This is a genomic window from Methylobacterium sp. 190mf, from assembly GCF_900107945.1.
Lineage (GTDB): Bacteria > Pseudomonadota > Alphaproteobacteria > Rhizobiales > Beijerinckiaceae > Methylobacterium.
In genome coordinates this window covers 195,562-218,171 of sequence record NZ_FNVI01000008.1, presented here as the reverse complement: position 1 = coordinate 218,171, position 22,610 = coordinate 195,562, and the positions used below count along the sequence as shown (strand labels likewise).

General features: G+C 70.6%; 30 protein-coding genes and 1 other RNA gene. 19 read left to right on the top strand and 12 right to left on the bottom strand.

Annotated features, from left to right (window positions below; translation table 11 throughout):
• Positions 1-186 precede the first annotated feature (186 nt).
• Positions 187-723: a DUF2059 domain-containing protein gene (locus tag C4T42_RS12065; RefSeq protein WP_026605212.1), complete on the top strand. Its 537-nt coding sequence runs from the start codon at positions 187-189 to the stop codon at positions 721-723.
• Between the two features lie 629 nt (positions 724-1,352).
• On the opposite strand, the gene C4T42_RS12060 is transcribed toward C4T42_RS12065, so the two are convergent.
• The gene (locus C4T42_RS12060; RefSeq protein ID WP_042672201.1) at positions 1,353-2,546 is read right to left on the bottom strand and encodes an alpha-hydroxy acid oxidase; all 1,194 of its coding nucleotides are present in this window, start codon (positions 2,544-2,546) and stop codon (positions 1,353-1,355) included.
• Positions 2,547-3,056: 510 nt separating this feature from the next.
• On the opposite strand from C4T42_RS12060, the gene C4T42_RS12055 reads away from it, so the two are divergent.
• The 4 genes from C4T42_RS12055 to C4T42_RS12040 all read left to right on the top strand — a co-directional run bounded on the left by C4T42_RS12055 (position 3,057) and on the right by C4T42_RS12040 (position 7,761).
• Positions 3,057-4,226, top strand: coding sequence for an ABC transporter substrate-binding protein (locus C4T42_RS12055; protein WP_103985137.1), 1,170 nt, complete (start codon positions 3,057-3,059; stop codon positions 4,224-4,226).
• Between the two features lie 63 nt (positions 4,227-4,289).
• Positions 4,290-5,165, top strand: coding sequence for a branched-chain amino acid ABC transporter permease (locus C4T42_RS12050; RefSeq protein WP_012329745.1), 876 nt, complete (start codon positions 4,290-4,292; stop codon positions 5,163-5,165).
• Positions 5,162-6,997, top strand: a complete 1,836-nt coding sequence (locus C4T42_RS12045) for a branched-chain amino acid ABC transporter ATP-binding protein/permease (protein WP_020094896.1) — start codon at positions 5,162-5,164, stop codon at positions 6,995-6,997. Before C4T42_RS12050 ends, C4T42_RS12045 begins: the two co-directional genes overlap by 4 nt.
• Positions 6,998-7,005: 8 nt before the next feature.
• The gene (locus C4T42_RS12040) at positions 7,006-7,761 is read left to right on the top strand and encodes an ABC transporter ATP-binding protein (RefSeq protein ID WP_020094895.1); all 756 of its coding nucleotides are present in this window, start codon (positions 7,006-7,008) and stop codon (positions 7,759-7,761) included.
• Between the two features lie 221 nt (positions 7,762-7,982).
• Here C4T42_RS12040 and msrA read toward each other — a convergent pair whose 3' ends face one another.
• Together msrA and C4T42_RS31935 are read right to left on the bottom strand one after the other, a co-directional pair.
• On the bottom strand, positions 7,983-8,501 hold the full coding sequence (gene msrA, locus C4T42_RS12035) for a peptide-methionine (S)-S-oxide reductase MsrA (RefSeq protein ID WP_026605211.1): 519 nt from the start codon (positions 8,499-8,501) through the stop codon (positions 7,983-7,985).
• A 162-nt stretch (positions 8,502-8,663) separates the two neighbouring features.
• Positions 8,664-8,819: a hypothetical protein gene (locus C4T42_RS31935; protein ID WP_020094893.1), complete on the bottom strand. Its 156-nt coding sequence runs from the start codon at positions 8,817-8,819 to the stop codon at positions 8,664-8,666.
• 137 nt (positions 8,820-8,956) lie between these two features.
• Here C4T42_RS31935 and ssrA point away from each other — a divergent pair.
• Positions 8,957-9,335, top strand: a transfer-messenger RNA (tmRNA) gene (gene ssrA, locus C4T42_RS12030).
• An 84-nt stretch (positions 9,336-9,419) separates the two neighbouring features.
• On the top strand, positions 9,420-9,713 hold the full coding sequence (locus tag C4T42_RS12025) for a hypothetical protein (protein ID WP_020094892.1): 294 nt from the start codon (positions 9,420-9,422) through the stop codon (positions 9,711-9,713).
• 299 nt (positions 9,714-10,012) lie between these two features.
• Here the strand turns inward: C4T42_RS12025 and C4T42_RS12020 are convergent, their stop codons facing one another.
• Positions 10,013-10,243 carry a hypothetical protein gene (locus C4T42_RS12020; protein ID WP_020094891.1) on the bottom strand — a complete coding sequence of 77 codons (231 nt, stop codon included), beginning with the start codon at positions 10,241-10,243 and terminating at the stop codon, positions 10,013-10,015.
• A 380-nt stretch (positions 10,244-10,623) separates the two neighbouring features.
• On the opposite strand from C4T42_RS12020, the gene C4T42_RS12015 reads away from it, so the two are divergent.
• From C4T42_RS12015 to C4T42_RS11980, 9 genes are all read left to right on the top strand, one after another.
• Positions 10,624-11,457, top strand: coding sequence for a cobalamin B12-binding domain-containing protein (locus tag C4T42_RS12015; protein ID WP_026605210.1), 834 nt, complete (start codon positions 10,624-10,626; stop codon positions 11,455-11,457).
• A 104-nt stretch (positions 11,458-11,561) separates the two neighbouring features.
• The gene (locus C4T42_RS12010; protein ID WP_020094889.1) at positions 11,562-11,783 is read left to right on the top strand and encodes a hypothetical protein; all 222 of its coding nucleotides are present in this window, start codon (positions 11,562-11,564) and stop codon (positions 11,781-11,783) included.
• Between the two features lie 154 nt (positions 11,784-11,937).
• Positions 11,938-12,627, top strand: a complete 690-nt coding sequence (locus C4T42_RS12005) for a hypothetical protein (RefSeq protein WP_103985136.1) — start codon at positions 11,938-11,940, stop codon at positions 12,625-12,627.
• A gap of 229 nt (positions 12,628-12,856) precedes the next feature.
• The gene (locus C4T42_RS12000; RefSeq protein WP_020094887.1) at positions 12,857-13,276 is read left to right on the top strand and encodes a CopG family transcriptional regulator; all 420 of its coding nucleotides are present in this window, start codon (positions 12,857-12,859) and stop codon (positions 13,274-13,276) included.
• Positions 13,277-13,348: 72 nt separating this feature from the next.
• Positions 13,349-14,605 carry a PHB depolymerase family esterase gene (locus C4T42_RS11995; protein WP_103985135.1) on the top strand — a complete coding sequence of 419 codons (1,257 nt, stop codon included), beginning with the start codon at positions 13,349-13,351 and terminating at the stop codon, positions 14,603-14,605.
• Positions 14,606-14,883: 278 nt separating this feature from the next.
• A complete protein-coding gene (locus C4T42_RS11990; protein WP_091681675.1) occupies positions 14,884-15,162 on the top strand; it encodes a hypothetical protein in 279 nt (92 codons plus the stop codon).
• Positions 15,163-15,205: 43 nt separating this feature from the next.
• Complete coding sequence (locus C4T42_RS32730) at positions 15,206-15,337, top strand: hypothetical protein (protein WP_267965807.1); 132 nt, start codon at positions 15,206-15,208, stop codon at positions 15,335-15,337.
• Positions 15,338-15,403: 66 nt separating this feature from the next.
• Entirely contained in the window at positions 15,404-15,613 is a 210-nt protein-coding gene (locus tag C4T42_RS11985; protein ID WP_020094884.1) for a hypothetical protein, read from the top strand.
• Positions 15,614-15,624: 11 nt separating this feature from the next.
• Positions 15,625-15,897, top strand: a complete 273-nt coding sequence (locus C4T42_RS11980) for a hypothetical protein (protein WP_146073997.1) — start codon at positions 15,625-15,627, stop codon at positions 15,895-15,897.
• A gap of 73 nt (positions 15,898-15,970) precedes the next feature.
• On the opposite strand, the gene C4T42_RS11975 is transcribed toward C4T42_RS11980, so the two are convergent.
• From C4T42_RS11975 to C4T42_RS11945, 7 genes are all read right to left on the bottom strand, one after another.
• Complete coding sequence (locus C4T42_RS11975; RefSeq protein WP_020094882.1) at positions 15,971-16,339, bottom strand: hypothetical protein; 369 nt, start codon at positions 16,337-16,339, stop codon at positions 15,971-15,973.
• A 203-nt stretch (positions 16,340-16,542) separates the two neighbouring features.
• Positions 16,543-16,887 carry a hypothetical protein gene (locus tag C4T42_RS11970; RefSeq protein ID WP_103985133.1) on the bottom strand — a complete coding sequence of 115 codons (345 nt, stop codon included), beginning with the start codon at positions 16,885-16,887 and terminating at the stop codon, positions 16,543-16,545.
• 430 nt (positions 16,888-17,317) lie between these two features.
• Positions 17,318-17,536: a hypothetical protein gene (locus tag C4T42_RS11965; protein WP_020094880.1), complete on the bottom strand. Its 219-nt coding sequence runs from the start codon at positions 17,534-17,536 to the stop codon at positions 17,318-17,320.
• Positions 17,537-17,732: 196 nt separating this feature from the next.
• Positions 17,733-18,008: a hypothetical protein gene (locus C4T42_RS11960; protein WP_020094879.1), complete on the bottom strand. Its 276-nt coding sequence runs from the start codon at positions 18,006-18,008 to the stop codon at positions 17,733-17,735.
• A gap of 120 nt (positions 18,009-18,128) precedes the next feature.
• Positions 18,129-18,323 carry a hypothetical protein gene (locus C4T42_RS11955; RefSeq protein WP_020094878.1) on the bottom strand — a complete coding sequence of 65 codons (195 nt, stop codon included), beginning with the start codon at positions 18,321-18,323 and terminating at the stop codon, positions 18,129-18,131.
• A 43-nt stretch (positions 18,324-18,366) separates the two neighbouring features.
• Complete coding sequence (locus C4T42_RS11950; protein ID WP_020094877.1) at positions 18,367-18,720, bottom strand: DUF6481 family protein; 354 nt, start codon at positions 18,718-18,720, stop codon at positions 18,367-18,369.
• A gap of 117 nt (positions 18,721-18,837) precedes the next feature.
• Positions 18,838-19,047, bottom strand: coding sequence for a cold-shock protein (locus C4T42_RS11945; RefSeq protein ID WP_012329763.1), 210 nt, complete (start codon positions 19,045-19,047; stop codon positions 18,838-18,840).
• A 77-nt stretch (positions 19,048-19,124) separates the two neighbouring features.
• Here C4T42_RS11945 and C4T42_RS31485 point away from each other — a divergent pair, with 77 nt between their 5' ends.
• Together C4T42_RS31485 and C4T42_RS11940 are read left to right on the top strand one after the other, a co-directional pair.
• The gene (locus C4T42_RS31485) at positions 19,125-19,454 is read left to right on the top strand and encodes a hypothetical protein (protein WP_146073996.1); all 330 of its coding nucleotides are present in this window, start codon (positions 19,125-19,127) and stop codon (positions 19,452-19,454) included.
• A 143-nt stretch (positions 19,455-19,597) separates the two neighbouring features.
• The gene (locus tag C4T42_RS11940; RefSeq protein WP_103985132.1) at positions 19,598-20,233 is read left to right on the top strand and encodes a class I SAM-dependent methyltransferase; all 636 of its coding nucleotides are present in this window, start codon (positions 19,598-19,600) and stop codon (positions 20,231-20,233) included.
• A gap of 41 nt (positions 20,234-20,274) precedes the next feature.
• Here the strand turns inward: C4T42_RS11940 and C4T42_RS11935 are convergent, their stop codons facing one another.
• Entirely contained in the window at positions 20,275-21,714 is a 1,440-nt protein-coding gene (locus C4T42_RS11935; protein WP_103985131.1) for a carotenoid oxygenase family protein, read from the bottom strand.
• Positions 21,715-22,124: 410 nt separating this feature from the next.
• Between C4T42_RS11935 and C4T42_RS31480 the strand changes: the two genes are divergently transcribed.
• A complete protein-coding gene (locus tag C4T42_RS31480) occupies positions 22,125-22,328 on the top strand; it encodes a hypothetical protein (RefSeq protein ID WP_128083351.1) in 204 nt (67 codons plus the stop codon).
• Positions 22,329-22,610 lie beyond the last annotated feature (282 nt).

Sequence of the window (22,610 nt, the reverse complement as noted above, 5' to 3'; positions counted from 1 at the left end):
GCGGACACCATGAGCCCGCGACCGCCGGATCTCGGTGCTGATCGGCACCCCGAGTTCAGGGCCCGCCGCGCGCGACGCGGTGCCGGGCGATCCGGCGCTGTCATCGATCCTGTTCGGAGCTGTGGTAGCTACCCGGACCGGCCGCGCGGCCTTGTGGACCGCGCGGCGCTCGTGAACGGGACCGCCATGCGCTTCTCTGCCCTCGTCGTCGGTTTGTGCCTGACCTCCTTCCCGATCGGTGCGGCACTGGCACAACCGGCCCCGAAGCCCGCGCCCACGACCGCGCCGGATCCGGCCCTGCTGAAGGTTGCCCGGGAGACCGTCGCGCAGATGCAGGGTGATCGCGCCGCGACGCTCGGCTCGATGGCGGCCCCCATGATCGGCATGATGCAGCAGATCGGGATCAAGGAGCCCGACAGGGCGCAGGTGCTGGTGCAGGAGGTCGTCATGCCGACGCTCACGGCGCACTACGACGAGCTGCTCGACATCCAGGCGCGCGGTTTCGCCACCGTGCTGAACAAGGACGAGTTGCAGGCCATCGCCGCCTTCTACGCGACCCCCGCCGGGAAGCGCCTCGCGGCGGCCCAGCCGCAGCTCGCTCAGATCCAGCTCGCGGGCATGCAGCAATGGATCCAGTCGGTGATGCCCGAGATGCAGGGCAAGCTGACGACGGCCATCCAGGCCCACGGCTGGGCGCCGGGCGGACCGGCGAAGCCGCGTTGAGCCTCCCCGGGCCGCGACGTCTTCCGAGCGGAGCGGCGCCCTGCTTCGAAGGCGTCGATAGGCCGGACACGATGCGGGGCGCTGGGACAGCGTACCCGGACGCTCGGTCAGCGCGGCGGGCCTGAACGGTCAGCCGATGGCCCAGAACAGCGGCAGCGCGCCCGCGAGGAACAGGGCCGAGGAGACGAGCACGGCGAGGCGCTCGCGATGGTGCAGGACGAAGGCGTGCGGGCTGGCGAACATGGCTGGGTCGGATCGGTGGTGAGGGCATCACGCTCGCTCCTGAACCTTGACGGATCGAGGGCGCTTCGCGCTGTCCACAGGTGATGGCCGATCTCTGTCGCTGCCGCGCCACATCCTTTTGGATGTGCTCGGGCGCACCTCCCGGACGGCTCTTCTGGCATATTGAATTCAGCAGGCCGTCTTTCCCCCCTCGGCGGCCCGATCCAGCGGCGCAGCGACCCCACGGGTCGCTGCGCCGTTGTCGTTGTGGCTCGGGCGCGGCGCGAGGCCCCCGGCCCGGTGCCGCGCTGGAACGCCTCGGCCGCGGCGACGCGCGATCCGCGAGGGATTCGGATCGAGAACCGCGACACCGTGAAGGTCCGGATCGGACCGGTGGTCGCCCGCCGTCAGGGCCCGATGCGCCGCACGGGCGGCGCACCCTCCCGGGTCTCCTGCGCTGAGGGCGTCCAGAGGATGGACCGGTCGACGGCGCGGATGTCGCGATGGCCGCACAGGGCCATCGTCATGTCGAGTTCCGTGCGGATGATCTCCAGGGAGCGGGCGACGCCGGCCTGGCCGTAGGCGCCGAGCCCGTAGAGGAAGGCGCGGCCGATGAACACGCCCTTCGCGCCCAGGGCGATGGCCTTCAGCACGTCCTGGCCCGAGCGGATCCCGCCGTCCATCAGCACCTCGACGCGCCGGCCGACCGCGTCCGCGATTCCGGGAAGCGCGGCGATGGACGAGGGCGCGCCGTCGAGCTGCCGCCCGCCATGGTTCGAGACGATGAGCGCGTCGGCCCCGGTCGCGGTCGCCCTCTCGGCATCCTCGACGTCCAGGATGCCCTTCAGGATCAGGGGACCCTGCCACCGGTCGCGGATCCGCCGCACGTCGTCCCAGTCCAGGCGCGGGTCGAACTGGTCCGCCGTCCAGGCCGAGATGGAGCGGGTATCCCGCACGCCGTCCACGTGCCCCACGATGTTGCGGAAGGTCCGGCGCTGCGTGCGCAGCATGGACCAGCACCAGCGGGGCTTGGTCAGGAGATCGAGGACCGTGCCCGGCGTCAGCCGCGGCGGGGCCGACAGGCCGTTGCGGATGTCCTTGTGGCGCTGCCCGAGGATCTGGAGGTCCAGCGTTAGGACCAGAGCCGAGCAGCCCGCCGCCTTCGCGCGGTCGATGAGGCGGTCGTTGAAGCTGCGGTCGCGCATGAAGTAGAGCTGAAACCAGAACGGCTTGCTGACGTTCTCCGCGACGTCCTCGATGCTGCAGATGCTCATCGTCGACAGCGTGAACGGCACCCCCGCCGCCTCCGCCGCCCGTGCCGCCAGGATCTCGCCGTCGGCGTGCTGCATGCCCGTGAGACCCGTCGGCGCCAGGGCGACGGGCATCGCGACGGCCTGACCGGCCATCGTCGTGGCGAGGGTACGGTCGGTCATGTCGACCGCGACGCGCTGGCGGAGCTTGATGCCGGCGAACTCGGCCTCGTTCGCGCGGTAGGTCGACTCCGTCCACGAACCGGAATCGCAGTAATCGTAGAACATCCGCGGCACCCGCCGCTTGGCGACCCGCCGCAGATCCTCGACCGTCGTGATGATGGGCGCCATGGGAGGTTCGGCCTCGCGACTGGATGACGGGGCCGGTCGCGGTTGAGGCGGGCTCGCGCCCGCTCGTACGCCGCGCGCTTCAGGCCGCGATGCCCCGTGCTGGAAGCTCGACGGTGCAACGGTTCGCTGGAAAACGGAAGCGCCTCCTCGCCGAATGCGCCGGTCGCATCAGGCCTCTCCCGCGCGTACACCGATCCTATAGCGCCTGTTGCGCTCGCCCGCGCCGCAGAGGAACGCCGGATCTCTGCCTGATAGTACACATTCCGGATCGCGCCTGTTCGGATCTTCGCGTTCCGAGCGCGCGTCAGGACAGAATGAATGCGGGCGGAGCCTCGTCGTCATCGTCTTCTCCTTCGCCGCACCGCAGCGAAAGCGGTCGAGTGACGATCCGAGAGCTTCTTCTCATCGAAGCTGAGCGTCGAAGGTTTGCAGGATAGACATCGGCGCGCGGAATAGGGACCATCGTCGCCAACGCCGGGCCTGAGCATCGGCGGTGGGACGGATACGCCAATGAGGACGACGCGCCGCGTTTTCTTGACGGGGGCCGCATCCGCATCCGCAGTCGCGGGCGGCCTGGCGCCGGGGGTGATCCGCTCGGCCTGCGCTCAGGGCGCCGGGTCGACCGTCCGGATCGGCATGGTGCTCCCGGTGACGGGGCCCGGCGCGGATGCCGGCCGCTACGCGCTCGCCGGGGCCAAGATCGCCCTGGAGACGGTCAACAAGGCCGGCGGCGTGCTCGGCAAGCCCCTGGAGATCGTCACGGAGGACGATCAGACCACCAATCCCGGCGCGGTCTTCGCCTTCTCGAAACTGGCGTCGCAGGGCGACCTCGTCGGCTTCCTCGGCTCGATCCGCTCGACCCAGAACCACGCGATGGCGCCCGACATCCTGAAGACGGGGAAACCCGTCTGTTTCGGCGGCACCGACCCGGTCCTGACGCAGCTCGGCAATCCCTGGCTGTTCCGCTTCCGCCCCAACGACACCTTCTCGGCCCGGGTGATCGCCGAGCACGGCGTCAACGGGCTGGGCAAGAAGAAGTGGGCGATCATCCACTCCACCGACGCCTTCGGCACCAGCGGCGCCAAGGCGCTGACCGAGAGCCTCGCCAAGGGCGGTGCCACGGTCGCCCTCGACCAGGGCTACACCAACCAGAGCCAGGACTTCACGCCGGTCGTGCTGGCGATCCGTCAGTCGGGCGCCGACGTGATCGGCTCGTACTTCACCTTCGAGAACGACATCGGCATCTTCGCCCGGCAGCTGCGCCAGCTCGGCGTCACCGCGCCCTGGGTCGGCTCGCCCTCGATCACCAACGTCACCGCCCTGAAGCTCGCCGGGCCGTCCCTCTACGGCACCTACGGCGTGGCCGACTACGCCGAGGAGTCGGGCGACGCCGCGCGCGCCTACGGCAAGGCCTACCGGGCCGCGATGAAGATCGCGCCCGACAACCAGTCCTCGTGGACCTTCGACGCGGTCACGGTGCTCGCCAAGGCGATCAACGCGGCGGGCAAGACCGATCCGCAGGCCGTCCGCGAGGCGATCCTGGCGGTGCGCGGCCACGAGGGCGCCGAGGGAACCTACAACTTCGACAAGAACGGCGACGGCCTGCACGGCTACAACGTCGTGCGCAACGACAAGGGCAACATCGTCTTCGACCGGCGGATCGACTTCTACCAAGGGTGAGCCGGCCGACGTGTTCGGGGTGCGTGAACGACATCCGGAGGAGGAGGCGAGAGTGCGGACCGCATGGACCTGATCCTGCAGCTCCTCTTCACCGGGATCGGCATCGGCTCCGTCTACGCCCTGGTGGCGCTCGGCTTCGTGCTGATCTTCCGCGCCACCAACGTGGTGAACTTCGCGCAGGGCGAGTTCTCGATGGTGGCGGCCTTCCTGATGGTGGTCTTCGCCGTCGACCTCCAGTGGCCCTACTGGCTCTCCCTTCTCCTGACCCTCGGCGGGATGGCGCTGCTCGGCGCCCTGTTCAATCTCGGCGTCTACTACCCGCTGCGGCACCGCAGCTACCTGCCGGTGATCATCTCGACCATCGGCGCCTCGATCTTCCTGGCGAACACGACGCTCGCCCTCTACGGGCCGCAGCCGCAGGTGCTCCCGCCCGTCTTCGAGACGCAAGGGTTCCTGCTCGGGCCGGTCTTCCTCGACAGCCAGTACCTGCTGATCATCGCGGTGACGGCGGCCCTGGTGGCGTTCCAGTACTGGTTCTTCGAGCACACTCTGGTCGGCAAGAAGCTTCAGGCGACGTCCCAGGACAAGGAGATGGCCGCCCTCCTGGGCATCCCGGTGGCCGGCATGATCATGCTGACCTTCGTGTACAGCGCGGTGCTCGGCGGCATCGCCGGCATCCTGGTGGCGCCGGTGCTGTTCGTGTCGATCCAGATGGGGGCCACGATCGCCCTCAAGGCCTTCGCGGCGACGATCATCGGCGGCTTCGGCGACGTCACCGGGGCGATCATCGGCGGCCTCGCGCTCGGCATCATCGAGACCTTCGGGGCAGCCTACATCTCGGTCCCCTACAAGGACGCCTTCGCGTTCCTGGTGCTGGTGGTGTTCCTGGTCGTGCGCCCGCAGGGCCTGTTCGGCGAGCGCGTGGCGGAGAAGGCATGAGCGGTCGCCCCTCCATCGTCGCCGGCCCGGCCGCAGCGGCTCCGGCGCGCCCGCCGCGCCGCCTGCCCCTCGGGAGCCTCGCCTACGCGGTCCTGGCCGCCGCCCTGGTGACGCTGGCCGCGACGACGCCGCTCAGCGGCTACGCCCTCAACATCCTGATGCAGGCGGCGACCTACGCCATCGCGGTGATCGGGCTCACCGTGGTGCTCGGCCTGTGCGGGCAGATCAACCTCGCCCAGGCCGCCTTCTTCGGGATCGGTGCCTACGCGGTCGGACTCGGCACGGTCGACGGGGGCCTGAATTTCTGGATCTGCCTGATCACCGGCCTCGGTCTCGCGCTGGTTCTGGGCGCCGCGCTCGGCGCCTCCACGCTGCGGCTCGGCGGCCACTACCTCGCCATGGTGACGATCTCGTTCCAGCAGATCCTGACGCTGGTCCTCACCAACTGGATCCCCGTCACGCACGGGCCCGACGGCGTGCCGAACATCCGCCGCCCGGCCCTGTTCGCGGACGGGCAGAGCTACCTCGCCCTGTGCGTGCTCGTGCTGGCCGTCGTCGGCTGGCTCGTCTGGCACATGCCGCGGACGCGGCTCGGGCGCGCCATGCGGGCGGTGCGCGACAACGAGCTCGCGGCGGGGGTCTCGGGCATCGACATCTACCGCACCAAGGTCGCGGCCTTCGCCCTCGGGGCGCTGCTGGCGGGGCTCGGCGGCGGGCTGTTCGCCGGCAGCTTCACCTATATCAGCCCGGACCAGTTCGCCTTCGCCGAGTCGATCGTCTTCCTGACGATGGCGCTGCTCGGCGGCGTCGGCTCGCCGGTGGGCGCCGTGATCGGCACGGCCCTGTTGATCCTGATCCCGGAATGGCTCCGCTTCCTCAAGGAGATCCCCGGGCTCTACCTCGCGATCTACGGGCTCGCGGTGATCCTGATCGTGGTGTTCATGCCCGACGGGATCTGGGGCTTCCTCGGCGACCAGGTCCGGCGCCTGCGCCGCGCCCGCCCGATCCCGCCGCCCGCCGCCGAACTGATTCTGAGCCAGGGCGAGGCGTCCGCCGCGCCGATGCTGGAGGTGTCGGACCTGTCCAAGCACTTCGGCGGCCTCAAGGCCGTGGACGCGGTGAGCTTCACGGTGGCGCGGGGCGGCATCCACGCGCTGATCGGCCCGAACGGTTCCGGCAAGACCACGACGCTGAACGTCCTGTCCGGCCTCTACAGCCCCACGGGGGGCACCGTGCGGCTGGCGGGGCAGGACGTCACGCGCCTGTCCCCGCACCGGCGGGCGGCGGCCGGGATCGGCCGCACCTTCCAGAACATCCGCCTGTTCCGCTCCATGAGCGCCCTGGAGAACGTCGTCATCGGCGCCGAGCGCCCCAACAACCCGCTCGGCGCGCGCGACCGGGCGGGGCTGGAGGCCCGCGCCCGGGCGGCTCTGGCCTTCGTGGGGCTGGAGGGGCGGGCGCAGGAGCCGATCTCCGGCTTCTCGTACGGCCACCAGCGCCTGATCGAGATCGCGCGGGCGCTGGCCGGCAACCCCGTGCTGCTGCTCCTCGACGAGCCCGCCGCGGGGCTCAATTCCAGCGAGAAGAATGCCCTGACGGTGCTCCTGCGCCGGATGGCCGCCAAGGGCCTGACCATCCTGATCATCGACCACGACATGACGCTGGTGAGCGACGTGGCGAGCCACATCACCGTGCTGAACTTCGGCCGCCGCATCGCCGACGGCGTCACGGCGACCGTGCTGCGCGAGCCGGCGGTGATCCAGGCCTATCTCGGCGAGGACGCCGCCGCCGGTCCGGCGGCGAGCCTCAAGACCGACCTCGCCCCGGCCTGACCCCAGCGATGACGACGCCCGCCACGCCACTCCTCGAGATCCGCGACCTGGTCGTCCGCTACGGCGAGATCGAGGCGGTGCGCGGCCTGTCCTTCTCGGTCGGAGCCGGGGAGGTGGTGACGCTGCTGGGGTCCAACGGCGCCGGCAAGTCGACGACCCTCAAGGCGATCTCCGGGCTGGTGCGGCCCGCCGCCGGCACGATCCTGCTGGAGGGGCGGCCGCTGGAGGGCCTGAAGCCCGAGGCGATCGTGCGGCTCGGCGTCGCCCACGTCCCGGAGGGGCGCCGGGTCTTCCCGGGGCTCACGGTGCGCGAGAACATCATGCTGGGCGCGTCCAACCGCGCCGGCCTCGGCAAGCGGGCGCTGCGCGATGAGGTCGAGGCGATGTTCGACCTCTTCCCGGACATCCGCCGGTTCGGCGACGCCCTGGGCTGGACGCTGTCGGGCGGCCAACTCCAGATGGTGGCCCTCGCGCGCGGCCTGATGGCCAAGCCCCGCATCCTGCTCCTCGACGAGCCCTCGCTCGGCCTGGCCCCCGTGATCGTCCAGGCGGTGTTCGCGATCATCGCCGAGGTGCGCCGCCGCGGGACCACCGTGCTGCTGGTGGAGCAGAACGCCCGGATGGGGCTCTCGGTCGCCGATCGGGGCTACGTGCTGGAGACGGGCCGGCTCGTCCTGCAGGGCGCCCCCGACGCCCTCTGGGCCAACGACGAGATCCGGTCGGCCTATCTCGGCGGACGGACGAGGCCCGAACTCGCGGGCTGACCGCACCGGGCCTGGTCGGCGGCTTCGTCGCTCGCGCGGTGCACGCGACCACCGCCGGACGGAGCGGTGTCCGCGACGCGGCGGTCCGGAAGCGGTCGGACGCGCCTCGGCCCGCGAGCCCGCCAGCGTCACGACCGGCGCGTCTCGGCGGCCGCCGGCGGTACCGTCGCGACCGTGAGGCCCGAGACCGCCGACTGTCCGGCGGCCTCGGCCCGATAAGCCTACGCGCTCTGCGTGGCTGGCGCGCGCGCGGGCAGCACCCAGTTGGGCCTGATGAAGTGGCAGGTATATCCGTCGGGACGCCGTTCCAGGTAGTCCTGATGCTCCGGCTCGGCCTCCCAGAACGGGCCGGCCGGCGCCACTTCGGTCACGACCTTGCCCGGCCACAGGCCGGAAGCGTCGACGTCGGCGATGGTCTCCTCGGCGACGCGGCGCTGGCCCTCGTCGGTGTAGAAGATGGCCGAGCGATAGCTCGGGCCCCTGTCGTTGCCCTGGCGGTTCGGCGTCGTCGGGTCGTGGATCTGAAAGAAGAATTCCAGCATGCGCCGGAAACTCGTCCGCGCCGGGTCGTAGATGATCTCGATGGCCTCGGCATGGGTGCCGTGGTTGCGGTAGGTCGCGTTCGGCACGTCGCCGCCCGTGTAGCCGACGCGGGTCGACACGACGCCCTCCTGGCGCCGGATGAGGTCCTGCATGCCCCAGAAGCAACCACCGGCCAGCACCGCCCTCTCGGTTTCCATCGTCGCTCCTCCTGAGCCGTTCCACTGATCGCGCAGATATAGGGATCCCGAGGCGCTCCGCGCTGCGGCCTCGTAGCTTGCCATGCCTGCGATGCCTGCACGAGCACGCGCGGGGTTCCGAGAAGACGTTCGCTGCCGGGCGAACGTCTCCGAAGCGGCCTGTCAGCTCCGCACGAGCGGCTTGTTGACCTTGAAATTCTTCCGTGCCGGCTCGGCCTTGCGGGGATCCGGCTTGTCGGCGAGGAGTCGCTTCACGCGCTCGTTGAAGTCCTCGGGCGTGACGCCCTGCGCTTTGCCGGTCTTGAGTTCGCGTGCCATGTCGGCCTCCGCTTCGTGGCCCAGAGCACGGGATTGCGCGGAGGGATCGCACGCATATGGGCACGCGGCGGCCGCGGCGCCACCGATGTCCGGCCAGGATCGCTGCGTGCACGCGATGGACCGGCGGGCCGGGATGGGTTACGGTGGCTGCGAGGTTGATGACCGGTTCGTAATAACGCTTCAGGACCCGGGGGCGGTACCCGGCGCCTCCACCAGAAGCATCTTGCCCCGGATACCGCGCGGGGACGAGGGCGAGCGTCCGGCGTTGCGGATCGCGCGCTGCCAGGGTGCTTCTGCTGGGGGTGAAACAGGTTCGACTGGGCGGTAAAGGGATCGCGAGTTCTGCCCTGCCTCGGCAGGGTAAGATGCGGCTTTCGGTAAGGACTCGACCGGCTCGGCGCGGGCAACCCTCGTTCCGGGCACCTGACCAAAACTCTAAATGCCAACGACAACGTCGGCATGGAGATGCGCCTCGCGGCGTAATCTTCCGGGGCGTGGGTACGCCTAGCAACAGAACCCGAGGCTTCGGCCTCGGGACCCGCCTTTATCGTCTGCCCGTTGTTCCGTTCGGGGTCGCGTCCGGGCAGATCGGAGACTTGCTTGAACGAGCCCGAACAGGGCAGCGCGGAGGCCGTCTACATCTCGGCCATGGTCGGCGAGATGATGCGGCGCGTCCTGGAGGACGCTCTCGCCGAACTCGCGAGAACCCGCGGTGCGGCCTTCCTGGAGATCTTCGTGGCGCGCGAGCTGGCTCGCTGCGCCGACCTGTTCCGCGAGCGGCCCGGCGACACGCCGGAGACGACGGACATGTTGCGGGCCTGGTTCGTCATGGAGGGCGGTGAGGCGCTGCGCGCCGTGGTCGATCGCGCCAGCGTCGAGGCGGCGCGCGACTGAGGCACTCCGCGGATGTGCCTGCCGCCGGGCGCGGGCCCTTCCAGGCGGTCCGCGCACGGCGACAATCCCCGGCGAACTGCTCGCCATCTTCCTGGGCTAAGCTCCGTCTCGGGAATGTTGAGACCGCGATCACGGCCGAGGACAAGGAAATCGGGGTGACCGCCGGTGAAACCAGCCGAGCGCGGCAGGCCTTCCGTCATCCCTGATCTTGTACCCGCCGCACCGTCGATCAGCGAGAACCCGATCTGCCTCCGCGGCCACGGAGCGCCCGCGCGCCTCGGCGACGGACAGGCTGCAACCTACACATCTGTTGCCGAGAAGCTGGCGCTCGCGCTCATCACGAGCTTGCCCGCTTCGTCGTAGGCTTGAGCGGTGAACGCGTTCACCTCGGTGCGATAGCCCTCATCGCGCAGGATGTCGGTCAGCAGCCGGCGAAGGGTGTCGCGCAGCGCGTCCCGACCGGAAAGTTGCACGCCTTCGTCGTCCTTGACCGTGATGTGATCGGATGTGACGATGAAATATCGCGGCATCGGGCTCTCCGCCGACTGGACATAGCAGCGCGCATCACGCGGTCACCGGCCGCCGAGCCCACAATCGTCTACGCTCGCACAAACGCGGCGCGCGGGCACTCACCTGGATCAATCGCCGCGGCGCGGAACGACCGGCTCTCTCGGTGAAGAGATCGTTCGCTCCGGAGCGCCCTGTCCGCCGTGCCGGATTGACGGGAACCGTCATCCGAGGCGGCAGTTCTGTGCCGGTACCGACCTGTACAGCCCACACCGGTCGCGGCGCGCGTGTGTTCCGTCAGGCTGTAGCCACAATCATCCGTCCGCGATCGGAATTATAGTTCGCTAATCGAGTTGCCTAGTGCCGATACAAAACATATAGTGCCGCGTCGGCGGGGGAGCCAATGCCTGAAATGGCCGGTATCGGTGTCGCGCGCGCCCGCGTCGACCGACGGACTTGGTCCGTTCACGGAGCGGCCAAACGCAACTCGGCCATCATCCAGGCCGGTCTCGCCCGGATCGTCGAGGACGAGATCCTGCCGCGTCTGGCGCTCGCGCATCGGGCGGATCCGCCGTCGCCCGCGTCGACGACGCGATCACCGACGCCTGAGCGCGTCGCCTCTCTCGCTCAAGCGCTGATGGAGGGCGAACCGCACGCCGAGTGGGTGCGCGCGCTCCTGGAAGAGGGCTTGTCGCTGGATGCCCTGCTGCTCGACCTGTTCGCACCCGCGGCGCGGTATCTGGGCGAGCTCTGGGAAGACGATGCCGCCGACTTCCTCGACGTGGCGCTCGCGCTCGGTCGCCTCCAGAACCTGACCCGCGCCCTGTGTGCGGATCTGGAGGGCGTGGACGTGACGGCGAACGGTCGCCGCGTCCTGCTGATGCCCTGTCCCGGTGAGACCCATCTCTTCAGCCTCGCGCTCGTGGCGAGCTTCTTCCGCGAGGCGGGGTGGGACGTGGTCCTGACCAACGGAGCGGACGAGGACCCCGCCAGCTTGGTCCGCGCCGAACAGTTCGATCTGGTCGGCATCTCGCTGTCCTGCGACATCCTCCTGCCGGTGATGGCGGTGTCCGTGGCGAAACTGCGCGCCGCGTCGTGCAACCCGGACCTGCGCGTCATCGTCGGCGGGCCGCTCTTCGTGCGGGAGCCTGCCAGCGCCCGTGTCGTCGGCGCGGACGCCGTCGCCGCGGACGCGCAATCGGCCGTCCGGATCGCGGAGGCCACCCTCGCGCGATGACGCCGTGCGGCCAGGCGCCGGATTCGGCGACTCGCTGCTGCGCGGATCCCTTCTCATCCGGACGGTGTTAGACGTGTCGCGGTTGAGAGGCAGAGATCCAGAATTTGCACGAGTTCGACGAGCAATTGGCGCGTGAATTCGTCCGCGGCCTCGTACAGTCGGCCGTCGCGCGCGGTCTCGATCCGGCCATTCGGCTCGATCAGTTTCGGGCGTTGCAGCAAGCGGTCGTCGCTCTATCGCGAGACGCTGCCGTGGTTCGAACCAGCGAGCAGATCATCCGGGCGATCGACTGCGCTCTCCAGGAACTGACCGCGGTGAGATCGTAGTCTGATCGGACGGTTTCCGCGGCGACGCGCGGGCCAGGGCCGGTCGCGAGCGACCAGCGATGCCGCGTCCGACGGTCCGTTTCGGCGCCCGTCCCTCGGGCCCGCGGTGACGGTTCGTTGCGGACACCCGGCAAGTGCCCTATCGGCCGCGGTGATGCCCGACCGATCCCTCCGCGCCGTCTGGTCCGACAGCCTCATGGCCGAGGTCGGCGCCCGCCTTCCCCTCTTCGACGACCTGTCCCCGGACACGATCCGGCGTCTGTCGGCCGAGGGCTTCGGGCGCGGCCTGCTGACGGCGTCCCTGCGCGCCCGCCTGCGGAAGGCCGGCTTCCCGGATCTCGGTCATCTGGCCCAGTCTTCACCGGTCGCGATCGCCACGATCAGGAAGTTCGGTCCCATCCGCGTCGAGCGCGTCCGGCACTTCATCCTCGACGTGCTGGCGCGCTGGCTTCCGGGCGCGCGGGAGATGCACACACCCGAGGCCACGCGGGCGCGGCGGCTCGGCCGGCTGCGCGGGCTGCCGGCCGGATGCCTGCCCCTCGCGGCGGATCAGATCGCGGCGCTCCGCTTCGCGGACGCATCCTGTGCGGACATCGCCACGTGTTCGCGTCTCGGGCTCCTCCGGACAGGCGCCGTGACATCCGGTGACGTGGACCACGTCGTCGCCACGCTCACCCGCCTCGCTCGGGCGCCCGATCCGGTTCCTCCGCGTCCCCTGGAGGAGGCCCGGGCGGCACCGTCGTGCGACGCCGCGAGCGCGGCGGCCCGTCGCGCCGCCCTGCTGGCGGAGCAGGATCGCGAATGGGACGAGGCCGCACCGATCGCGCGCCGGCCTCAAACCTGACGACCCGTCCGGATCCGGAATCGATTTCTCGCGGCGAGACCTAGCAGGGCCGCGCCCTGCCACGGTTCGATCCGACGCGGCGCTGTTCCTGTCCTCGAGGCAGTTCCGCGCATCCTCGAAGACGTCGCGATCGGCCCCTCCGATTGGAGTCATCACCGGCAACCCTTGCGCCGCCGTATCTCCACACCATCTACAGACCATCCAACCGGATGGCGTATGGATGGATTTCATGGCCGACAAGGTGCACGATCTGCGACCCAGGCTGCCGGACAGCGAGAAGATCACGCTCAACCTCGGTTTCGTCGACCTCGGCCATATCGACCTGATGGTGCGCGACGGCTTCTACGCCAACCGTGCCGATTTCATCCGCACCGCCGTGCGCAATCAGATCGAGCGCCAGGGCGAGGCCGTCAGGCAATCGGTCAGCCGGAAGCAGCTCAGCCTCGGCCTGTCGCACTACACGAAGCAGGCGCTCGAGGCGGCGCGCGACGCGGGCGCGCCGCTGCACATCCAGGTGCTCGGGCTGGCCAGCATCGCCCTCGACGTAACGCCCGAACTGGCGCGCGCCGCCATCGCCTCGGTCGAGGTGCTCGGCGCCTTCCAGGCCAGTCCCGCGGTCAAGGCGGCGCTCGCCGACCGGACGGCCTGACGGCGCCACCTCTCCCCGCCGACGCGGCCGGACCCCGCCGCGCCCGCTTCCCACTCAGCCAGGACCCGTCCGATGGATCACGCCACGAAGACCGCCTTCACGCGCTTCGCGTTCCCAAAGGTCGACCCGGCCCGTGCCGCCCGCGCCGCGGAGGCGATGGCCAGGCTTCAGGAGCGCCAGGCCGCCGCCTTCAGGCTGTGGTCGGGGGCGGCCCGGAGCGCCGCCGAGACGGGTGCGCCGAGCGCGGACGCGGCCGACATCCTCGACATGGTCGCGCCCTCCGCTCCCGGCGAAGCCTGGGTCGCGCCGGAGACGGCCGGAGAACGTCCGGGCCGCCATCCCCACGCCGGATCCGCGGGCAACATCGCCGGCACCGTGATGCGCACCGTCCAGGAGGCGCTGGCGAAGGCCGGCATCGGTGCGGATCGCGACGGGCGGGACGGCGCGACGCCGGCCGCGCCTCGGCTTCCGGAGGGGGCACGCTTCGAGGCCCGCACCTTCACCGGCGCGGCCGGGACCCGAAACTACAAGGTCTACGTACCGAGCGGCTACACCGGCCAGGCTCTGCCCGTCGTGGTGATGCTGCACGGCTGCACGCAGAACCCGGACGACTTCGCCGCAGGCACGCGGATGAACGCGGTCGCGGAGGCGCGCAGCGTCCTGGTGGTCTATCCGGAGCAGCCGCGCTCGGCCAACATGCAGCGGTGCTGGAACTGGTACGAGCCCGGTGACCAGCAGCGGGAGGGCGGCGAGCCCGCCCTGATCGCCGGCATCGTCCGGCAGGTGATCGCGGAGTTCTCGGCCGATGACAGGCGGGTCTACGCGGCGGGCCTGTCGGCGGGCGGGGCCGCCGCCGCGATCCTGGCGATGACCTACCCCGACCTGTTCGCGGCGATCGGCGTCCATTCCGGTCTGGCCTGCGGCTCCGCGCGGGACGTGCCCTCGGCCTTCGCGGCCATGAAGGGGGACGGCGCGCGCGCGACGGGACAACGCCACGCCGTGCCGCTGATCGTGTTCCACGGCGACCGCGACCGCACGGTGCACGCGGCCAACGGCGATCGCGTGGCCGCGCAGGGGCCGTCGGACCCGGAACTCCGCACAGCGGTGACCCAGGGCCGGACACCGGACGGGGTGGACTACACCCGCACCGTCCGTTCGGACGCGTCCGGCCGCGCCATCGTGGAGCAGTGGGTTCTGCACGGAGCCGGGCACGCGTGGTCGGGCGGCAGCCCGGCCGGCTCGTTCACCGACCCGCGCGGACCGGACGCGAGCCAGGAGATGATCCGCTTCTTCCTGGAGCACGCGCGCGCCGCCGGTGCCAGACCCTGAATGTTGCCGGCCGGTCGGCCGCATCGGCCCGGCCGGATCACGGGACAGACCGCTTCGATCGCAACCGGTCGGCGCGCTCGCGCCCGTCCCGATCATCCAACGGGCGCTGGGCGCAGGTCTCGAGCGGGCCCGCCGCGTCGCGCGCCGGGCGGGACGCCCGTCCGGTCAGGGCTATCTTTGTCGGCCGTGAGAGCGCAGAGTGTTGCCATCACCGGATCGGTTGATCCAGGCTCCGGTGGCTGAGGGTCCATGCCCCCGCCTGCAACGGACAGGCGCGCGTGGCAGACCTCATCACGTTTCCCGCCAAGCCGCGCTCACGACACGCGCGCCGCGCCTATCAGGTCCACCGGCTCGCCCCGACCGGTGGCGTGCTCACGACTTGCGTCATCACGGCGCGCAACGACGGCGACGCCAAGCGGCAGGCAGCGGGTCTGATCGCGGGGCATCATGCCGAACTCTGGGCAAGCGACCGCCTCGTTGCCGTCTTCGGCCTGTTCGAGACCCCCGTCGCGACCGCGATCCGGTTGCTTCCAGACCAGCCGACGCCCGAACGGTGAGGACGACGTCGTCGGGGCTGTCACCGTATCCAGGAGCGAGATCATGGCAGCGGAACAGAAGCGCGGAAATCGCGAAGCCAAGAAGCCGAAGAAGTCTGTGCCCAAGACCAACGCGTCGGCGCCCTCCGTCAAGGGCTCCGTCGCGGCGGCCACGAAACCGCCCCGGAAGGTCTGACCTGATGTTCGCGCGTCACGGCCAAGCCGCTTGGTAGAGCCCGGCCAACCCCGGCCGTGCCCGGTGATGCGAAAGCTGACCAGGTTGGTCGTCCGTATGGCGCAGCGACCCGGCCTCCTCGAGAGCGGGCGGCTGATCGATCAGCTCACGGATCTGGAAACCGAGGGCCTGGCCCGGAATATTTCGTGGCGCTCCATCGAGACGATCAGGGCCACTCGATTGAAGCTGCGCGTCGAGGGCCTGATGCCGACGTCGTCTCTGCCGCTCGCTCCCTGATGGATGTGCGCATGACTGATCGTGAGACGTGCTTGGAGGCTCTGGGAGCGCTCATCGTCCGGGCGGACCCGGCCGATCTCGCGGCCGCCCAAGATATCCTGCTGCGACTCGTCCTGCGTGAAGACGGTGCGGAGCGACGCGCGGCGGCCCTCGACGGGCTCCGTGCCGAACTCGCGTGCGCGACGCGGGCGGGCTCCTGCTCGCGCGAGCAGGAAGCCTTTCACACGGTCCTCCTCGCGATGATCGAGCGGACCCGCGACATGGCCGGTGCCACGACGGCGTGACGCGCCGCCGCTGGCCGAGCGACCGCGGAAGCGCGACCCGGTCCTCCGAGGCACGAATGTCCCGCGCCTCCCGTCAGATGCCGATACTCGCCGCCCCGGCCGCGGCCGCCTGCGGAACGGTGGCGCCGTTCCGCAACGCCATCGCTATGGCGATCGACATGGTGTCGATGGCGAGCGCGCGATCCTGCCCGTAATCGTAGGAGCTGTTTCTCCCGGAACTCAGCCGCGCGTAGTAGGCGTCGGGGAATTCCCGATCGATCCGCGTTCTGAGGAGCTGAGCTGCCGCGGCGTAGTTGGCTTCGAAATCCCGGCCCTTGCTCGCCGATGCCCCCTCGAAGGTCCCGGCTTCCTTTCGCTTGGCGATCGCATCGGACCTGCGCTCCTGCGCGCTGCCAAGAAAAAACTGGATCGTTCTGGAGATCAGCCACCGGACGATGGTCATCGGAATCTCCTGAGCGGGCGGCGAATGCGTGCCCGTGCGGATACATAGCACATCGCGTCGCGCCCTGATCTTAAAAACACGACTTCGGAGACAATTAGGAGCCCCGGCCTACCGCCGCGGTATGCCGGGACGGGGGCCGGACGCCGCGCGCCCACCGAGTCGTCGCGCGTCCCGGCACCCGGCCGTGCCCGCACAGCCGACGGTCACGGCGGAGAAATCTGCGGACCCGGATGCACCAGGGTCGTGTCGTGTTCGGTCGCCTGCCACACGGGCCAGGAGCCCTCGCGCACGAACATGGCGAACGCCTCGATCACGTCCGGCCGGTCGAAGGCGTGCACGCCCTCGACTGCACGCCCGACGATGCAGACCGCATCCGCCATATCGGCCGCGGGCGAGCGGATATCCAGTGAGAACATCACGCCCGATCGATCGGGCCTGAGCGCGTCGGGCAGGACGTCGATCTTGCGCCAGAGGCAGTACCACCGGGCACAGGCCTCCGGGCGTTCGCTGTAGATCCCGCAGCCCGTTCCGGTGTTGTGCCGGCACACGATCCCTGCCGGCTTGTCGAGGGCAGGGATCGCCAGAGCACGGCAGCACACCGTGCAGGAACCGCATGACCGGCCGGGGACGGTACGCTCGGGAACGCGCGGGGCATCCCGGCTCGGGACGCCGCGGGCTCGTGCTTCGCTTGCGATCGGTCTGTCCTCGATTGCCGTCGTGCGGCGGCGATGGTGCTGATCTCGGAGAGGCGAGGGGGCTGCGCAACCGTCGGTCGCTGCACAGCCCGCGGAGCCGCATCGCCCTCATACCGTGCCGGCGGCCGCTGTTCACGTCCCCCGTCCGGGATGCCGCTCCGCGATCGGGCCGGACCGAGAGGGCGGCGGGTGCTGCGCGCCAGGAACGGCGTCTTCCCGGCGCGTGCCGGGCGCTTCGACGACGGGCCGTGCCAAGCGGCGCCCGATCCCGCAGGCGGGTGGCTCAGGCGGCCGGGCGCCGCGCGTGCCGCCACGCCGCGATCGCGCTCCGTCTCGCCTCGAAGGCCGTGCGCAACCGCGTGCCCGGTGCGCCCTGACGCTCCGCGCCGAAGCCGTGGAGCAGGACCGCATCGGGTCCGAAGGCGCGACGCATCTCGGCGCGCCAGAGGCGGTCCGCGACGGCGAGCGTCGTCTCAGTTTCCGCGAAGCGTTCGATGTTCATGGCAGACGTCCTCCGCTCACCGCCGCCTGCCACAACGCGCTGTCCTGCCCGGAGGTCCAACGCTGCCGTGACCCCGGTCGCGGCCGCAGATCGGCTCGGGGGATCGGCGCGGCTGGAAGACCTCGTGGGTTACGAGGGTCGCACTTCGGCTTCTCCGCGCGATCCCGCGGTGTGGCCGGGCCAGGGGGCCGTCGTGTCAGAGCGCCCGCGCGAGGCCCGCTTCCAGATCGAGTGCGCTGGCGGTCTGCTGAGAGAGGCGGACGCCCGTCGGCTCGACCTCCGCATCGGCTTTCACCGCGCGGCGCACGATGGCCAGCGCCTCGTCCTCCGAGGTGGTAATCGCGGCGTAGAACATGACCAATCGGCCCGACAGCTCCGCGTCGTCGGGCCGCGTCACCTTGAGGATGAAGGCCGTCTGATTGGGTTCGATCATCGCCGCATCGGCCGGGTGGATGTCCTTCGTCGTCGTCATGGATCGCAAAGGCCTCGATCTCGGCCCATCCGGACGCCTTCCGCCGGGCCGGTGCACCATGGCGGATGCGCGTCACGGGACGCCGCGTCGTCCCCCGCGGGCCCGTCCGCCCGAGACGGTTCAGGCGGGCGTGAGTTCGCCTTCCCGCACGGCGCGCTCGCCGCTCGCGGACTTGATGCGGTAAGTCGGCTCGCCGGAACGGTCGTCCGGCGTCAGGCGGACCACCTCGAAGAGGCCGTCGACGGTGCTCTTACTGCCAGCGTAGCTGATCCCCAGCTGCCGGACATGCTGGCCGATCTTGAACTTGTGAGACATGGGTCGTCCTCCGGAGTGATGGCGCGCGCGGGCTGGGTTCGGCCTAGCGGCGTGCACGCGCCTTGCGGGCCGCGAATCGCGCGTCGCGTGCCGCCTTCTGTTCGGCGGCGCGGGCAACCTGCTGCTCCGCCTTCTCGGCGGCCAGACGGTCGGACTCGGCCTCGGCGCGGGCCTGCGCGGCCTGGACCTCAGCCTCACGCTCGATCTCGGCGGCCAGACGAACGGCTTCCCGTTCGGTCGCCCGCAGGTCCCGGGCCTGGACGACCGCGCGCCGCGCGGCTTGCCGAGCGAGGACGACCGGATCATCGGCCGCCGGGCGTGCCCGGAACCGGGCCAGTGTGGCCTGCCGCGCTCTGGCCGTCTCCGCGAGACGATCGACGAGGTGATCGGTTTTCAAAGGCTTCACGAACTCTCCGTGGGCGCACCGGACGTCATCCCCCGGTGGCGAGACATGGATGAAGCCGCTCCGCGGTAGGAACGGCTTCGAAGCGCGTCACGAGTGGACGCGTGAGACTCAGGCCGCCTGAAGGCTGCCGGCCGACTGCTTGCCGGTCCTCCGGTCGGTCTCCATCTCGTAGGAGACCTTCTGGCCCTCGTTCAGGCCTTGCATGCCGGCGCGCTCGACGGCCGAGATGTGGACGAACACGTCCTTGCCGCCGTCATCCGGTTGGATGAAGCCGAAGCCCTTGGTGTCGTTGAACCATTTAACGGTGCCGATGGTCATAGGTATTCCATGTCAGTGAAGGCAAATAGATAGGGCGGGCGCATGGATCACACGCGCCCGGTCGCCGGATGTCGAAAATGGGAGAGATGCAGAACGCTCGCCCTGTTGAGGCGATACGGCCGGATACCTGGCCAAAAATCGATTTCATATCTGTACGCCATCGACGTGTCGATGACAAGTACATTGAGAAATTGCGCGTTTCACGCCGATTTGTGCGGCGATTATTTATCCTGAAACTTCGCGTGGCGTTTCCCGTGAACGGCTCGGACGAAGCGGCTTGCCGGTTCCCGTGCGGTCCCGCGTTCGGCCGCCTGATCTCCGGCAGTGTCGACGGCCGGTCGCGCGTGATGAGGGGGGCCGCGCCAGCGGGGCGGACAAGCGGCGGCAACGTCGGCTCCGACTCGTGATGCCGTCCGCGCCACGGCGCGGATGCGGCGACGTGGACACCTGGCCGCGGGGCGTCCCGGCTCTCTCTACACGCGCACGCAATCCACGGTTCGCGCGCAGTCTCTCGGAGCCGGCGCGCCGTCAGATCCGGAAGCGCGCTACGATGACCCAGGATCTGCCGGACTTTCCCTCGGAGGCGTTCGCCAAGCACGACCGCGATCCCGATCCCGCCTTCTACGCGCAACCGCGCTTCGTGACCCATATCGATGCCGCCGCGGTCGCGGCGGTCACCGACCTCTACAGGGCGATCGTGCCGGCGGGCGGCGACGTCCTCGACCTGATGTCGAGCTGGGTCAGCCACCTGCCGGACGAGGTCGCGTATGCCAGCGTCACCGGTCACGGCCTGAACGCCGCCGAACTCGTCGCCAACCCGCGCCTGACCCGGCATTTCGTGCAGGACCTCAACGCCGAGCCGCGCCTGCCGCTCGACACTGCCTGCGTCGACGCCGCGCTGATCTGCGTCTCGGTCCAGTATCTCCAGCGCCCCGTCTCCGTCCTGTCCGAGGTCGCGCGCGTGCTGCGCCCCGGTGCCCCGGCGGTGATCAGCTTCTCGAACCGCTGCTTCCCGACCAAGGCCGTGGCCATCTGGAGTGCCCTCGACGGTGGGGGACATGCCCAGCTCGTCGGCCTGTACCTCCAGCGCGCCGGCTTCGCCCGCGTCGAGCGGCGCGTCCTCAAGCCCGCGGGAGGTCCCGGCGACCCCGTGACGGCGGTGGTCGGCTGGACGGCCGCGGCCTGATCGGTCCGGATGCGGCCGTCACCGGGCCCGCACCCGGTCTCTCAGGCCGGCCCGCGCGCCGGGAACCAGTTGCCGTGGAAGCCCGGGGGGATCCGGTGCCCGAGGCGGATCCGGGCGAGGGGAGGGGCGTCGAACGCCCGCGCGTCGAGGACGGTGAAGTCGGTCACGTCGCCGGCGGTGTCGATCACGAGCCCGACGAGCCAGCCCTCGTCCTCATCGGCCCCGGTCCGCGCCGGCACGAAGACGAACTCCCCCGGGACGTGACCGAGACCGAAGTCGTGCACGTGGCGCGCGCCCGTCTCGAGGTCGTGCTTGTAGAGCTGCGTCGCACCGGCGAGCTGCGTGTTGCCGTCGGCCGGCACGCTGACCGTGTAGACGTAGCGGTGGCGCTGCCCGAGGCGCCACTCATCGATGCGGGGGAATTCCTGCGCCGCCGCGTCGATCACGCGCCGCTCGACCCGACCCGTCGACGGGTCGATGATCCAGCGCTCGAGCCGGCCCGGCGCGTCGAGCCCGCCCCCGGCCGAGGCGAACACCGTCCCGTAGGCGACGACATCGAGGATCACCCGCCCGTCCGCGTCGTCGTAGGCGTTGGCGGTGTGGAACACGAAGCAGGGCTCGACGGCGCACCAGACGATGTCGGCGCCGTCGCCCTGACGCGGGAGGAGGCCGACACGGGCCCCGTGGCCGGGGTTCCAGCGGAACGGGAAGCGGTACCCGGCGAGCAGGGCCCGGAACGAGAACGTGACCGGCAGGTCCAGCACGATCACGAAGCGCGCCGTGATCGCGCAATCGTGGATGCAGGGGCCGTGCGCGACCGCGACCGGCACATCGCGCACGACCCGCCCGCTCGGGGCGAGGACGACGTGGCGCACGCTGTCCCAGACGCGGCCGTCATACGCGACGGCGTGCGTCTCGCCGGTCAGCGGGTCGCGGTGCGGGTGCCCGCTGAAGGAGCCGGCCAGCGTCCCGTCGAACGGGTTGTAGCGCTGAGCCTCCAGGGTGGGCGAGAGTTCGACCGGGAAGCTGCCGGCCTCCACCACCGCGAAGATCCGGTCGCCGATCGCGACGACGTTGGTGTTGACGGTGTCGTTGCCGCCCCGCCGCGGCCCGGGCGCCGCGGGCCGCTCGAGCGCCGCGGCGGCCGTGCGCGAGCCGATCCAGCGGTTGCGATACCACAGCGCCCTGCCGCCCTCGAGCGCGAGACCGTGCACCATGCCGTCGCCGAGGAACCAGTCGTGGCCCCGCGTCGCCGCGCGGACGGGGTTCGCCCCCATCTTGAGATAGAGGCCGTCGAGGCCGGGCGGGATCGTCCCGGTGACCGGCAGGTTCTCCAGCGTCAGCTCCGCGCGCATCGGCGCGTGGACACCGACGACGAAGGGATTCGCCGCCCTGGGCAGCCGCAGCCGGTTGCAGGCCGCCACCAGGCCGACGCCGAACTCGGCGGCCGCGCGGAAGGCCGACTGGACTCGATTCGGCATCGGCAGCGCTTCCAGGATGGGGCGGCGGGCAGGAGCGACATCGACGCGAGGCCGTCCGGATCCTCGCCACCGGAGGCCGCCGCACGCGCTTCACGGCGCAGTATAGCCGAAAGCGGTGAGGCGGCGTGCCGCCGGATGCCGCTGCGACCGGAGGCGGCGCGCGTGACGCATGCGGGTGGTCTCGCGACGGTCCGCCTCCGCGCGGTGATCCAGGGTCGCGGACGTTGCCGGCGCGCCTGTTCCCGACCCGAGGCCGGCTCTCGCGATGTCCGCTCCGCGTCGTTCCGACCTGCCGGCCCGCGGGATCGGGCCGGTGGCCGTGCCTCGCCGCGACCCGCGATGAATCGGCATCGTCCGAGGGGCCGGGCTCGCGGCGCGCTGGATCGAACAGCGGCCGGGTGACGTTCCTCATGGCCTACATCGCCCAGACAGGAGGAACGCTCATGCGAATTCGCTATCTGCTGCCGCTCGTCGGCTTGCTCGCGCTCACGGCCTGCAAGGACGAGAAGAAGGCCGAGACCCCCCCGCCGCCTCCGCCTCCCGCCGGCACGGCGCCGGCGAACCCTGCGCCTCCGGCCACGACGACGAACCCGGCTCCCGCCAACAAGCCGTAGCCGAGGCGCCTCGAAGGTGGCGGGCCCTGTGACGCATTCCAGGCCCACAGGGCCCGCCCGTCGCGGCCGGGGCCGCTGCCGCTGCCGCCGGCGATGCCGCCGGTCTGGGCGCGCAGCCGAAGCGAAGCTCCGCGACGGGGACGGGGCAGTTCCGTTCCGCACCGCGATCCGGCGCAGCGTCAGCACCGCCTGCTCCGCGCTCGTCTTCCGACCGCGCCGCATGTCCGGCTCCCTCGGTCGAAGCCGATCCTCCCGCTCGCACCGGCCAGGACGGGTCCAAGT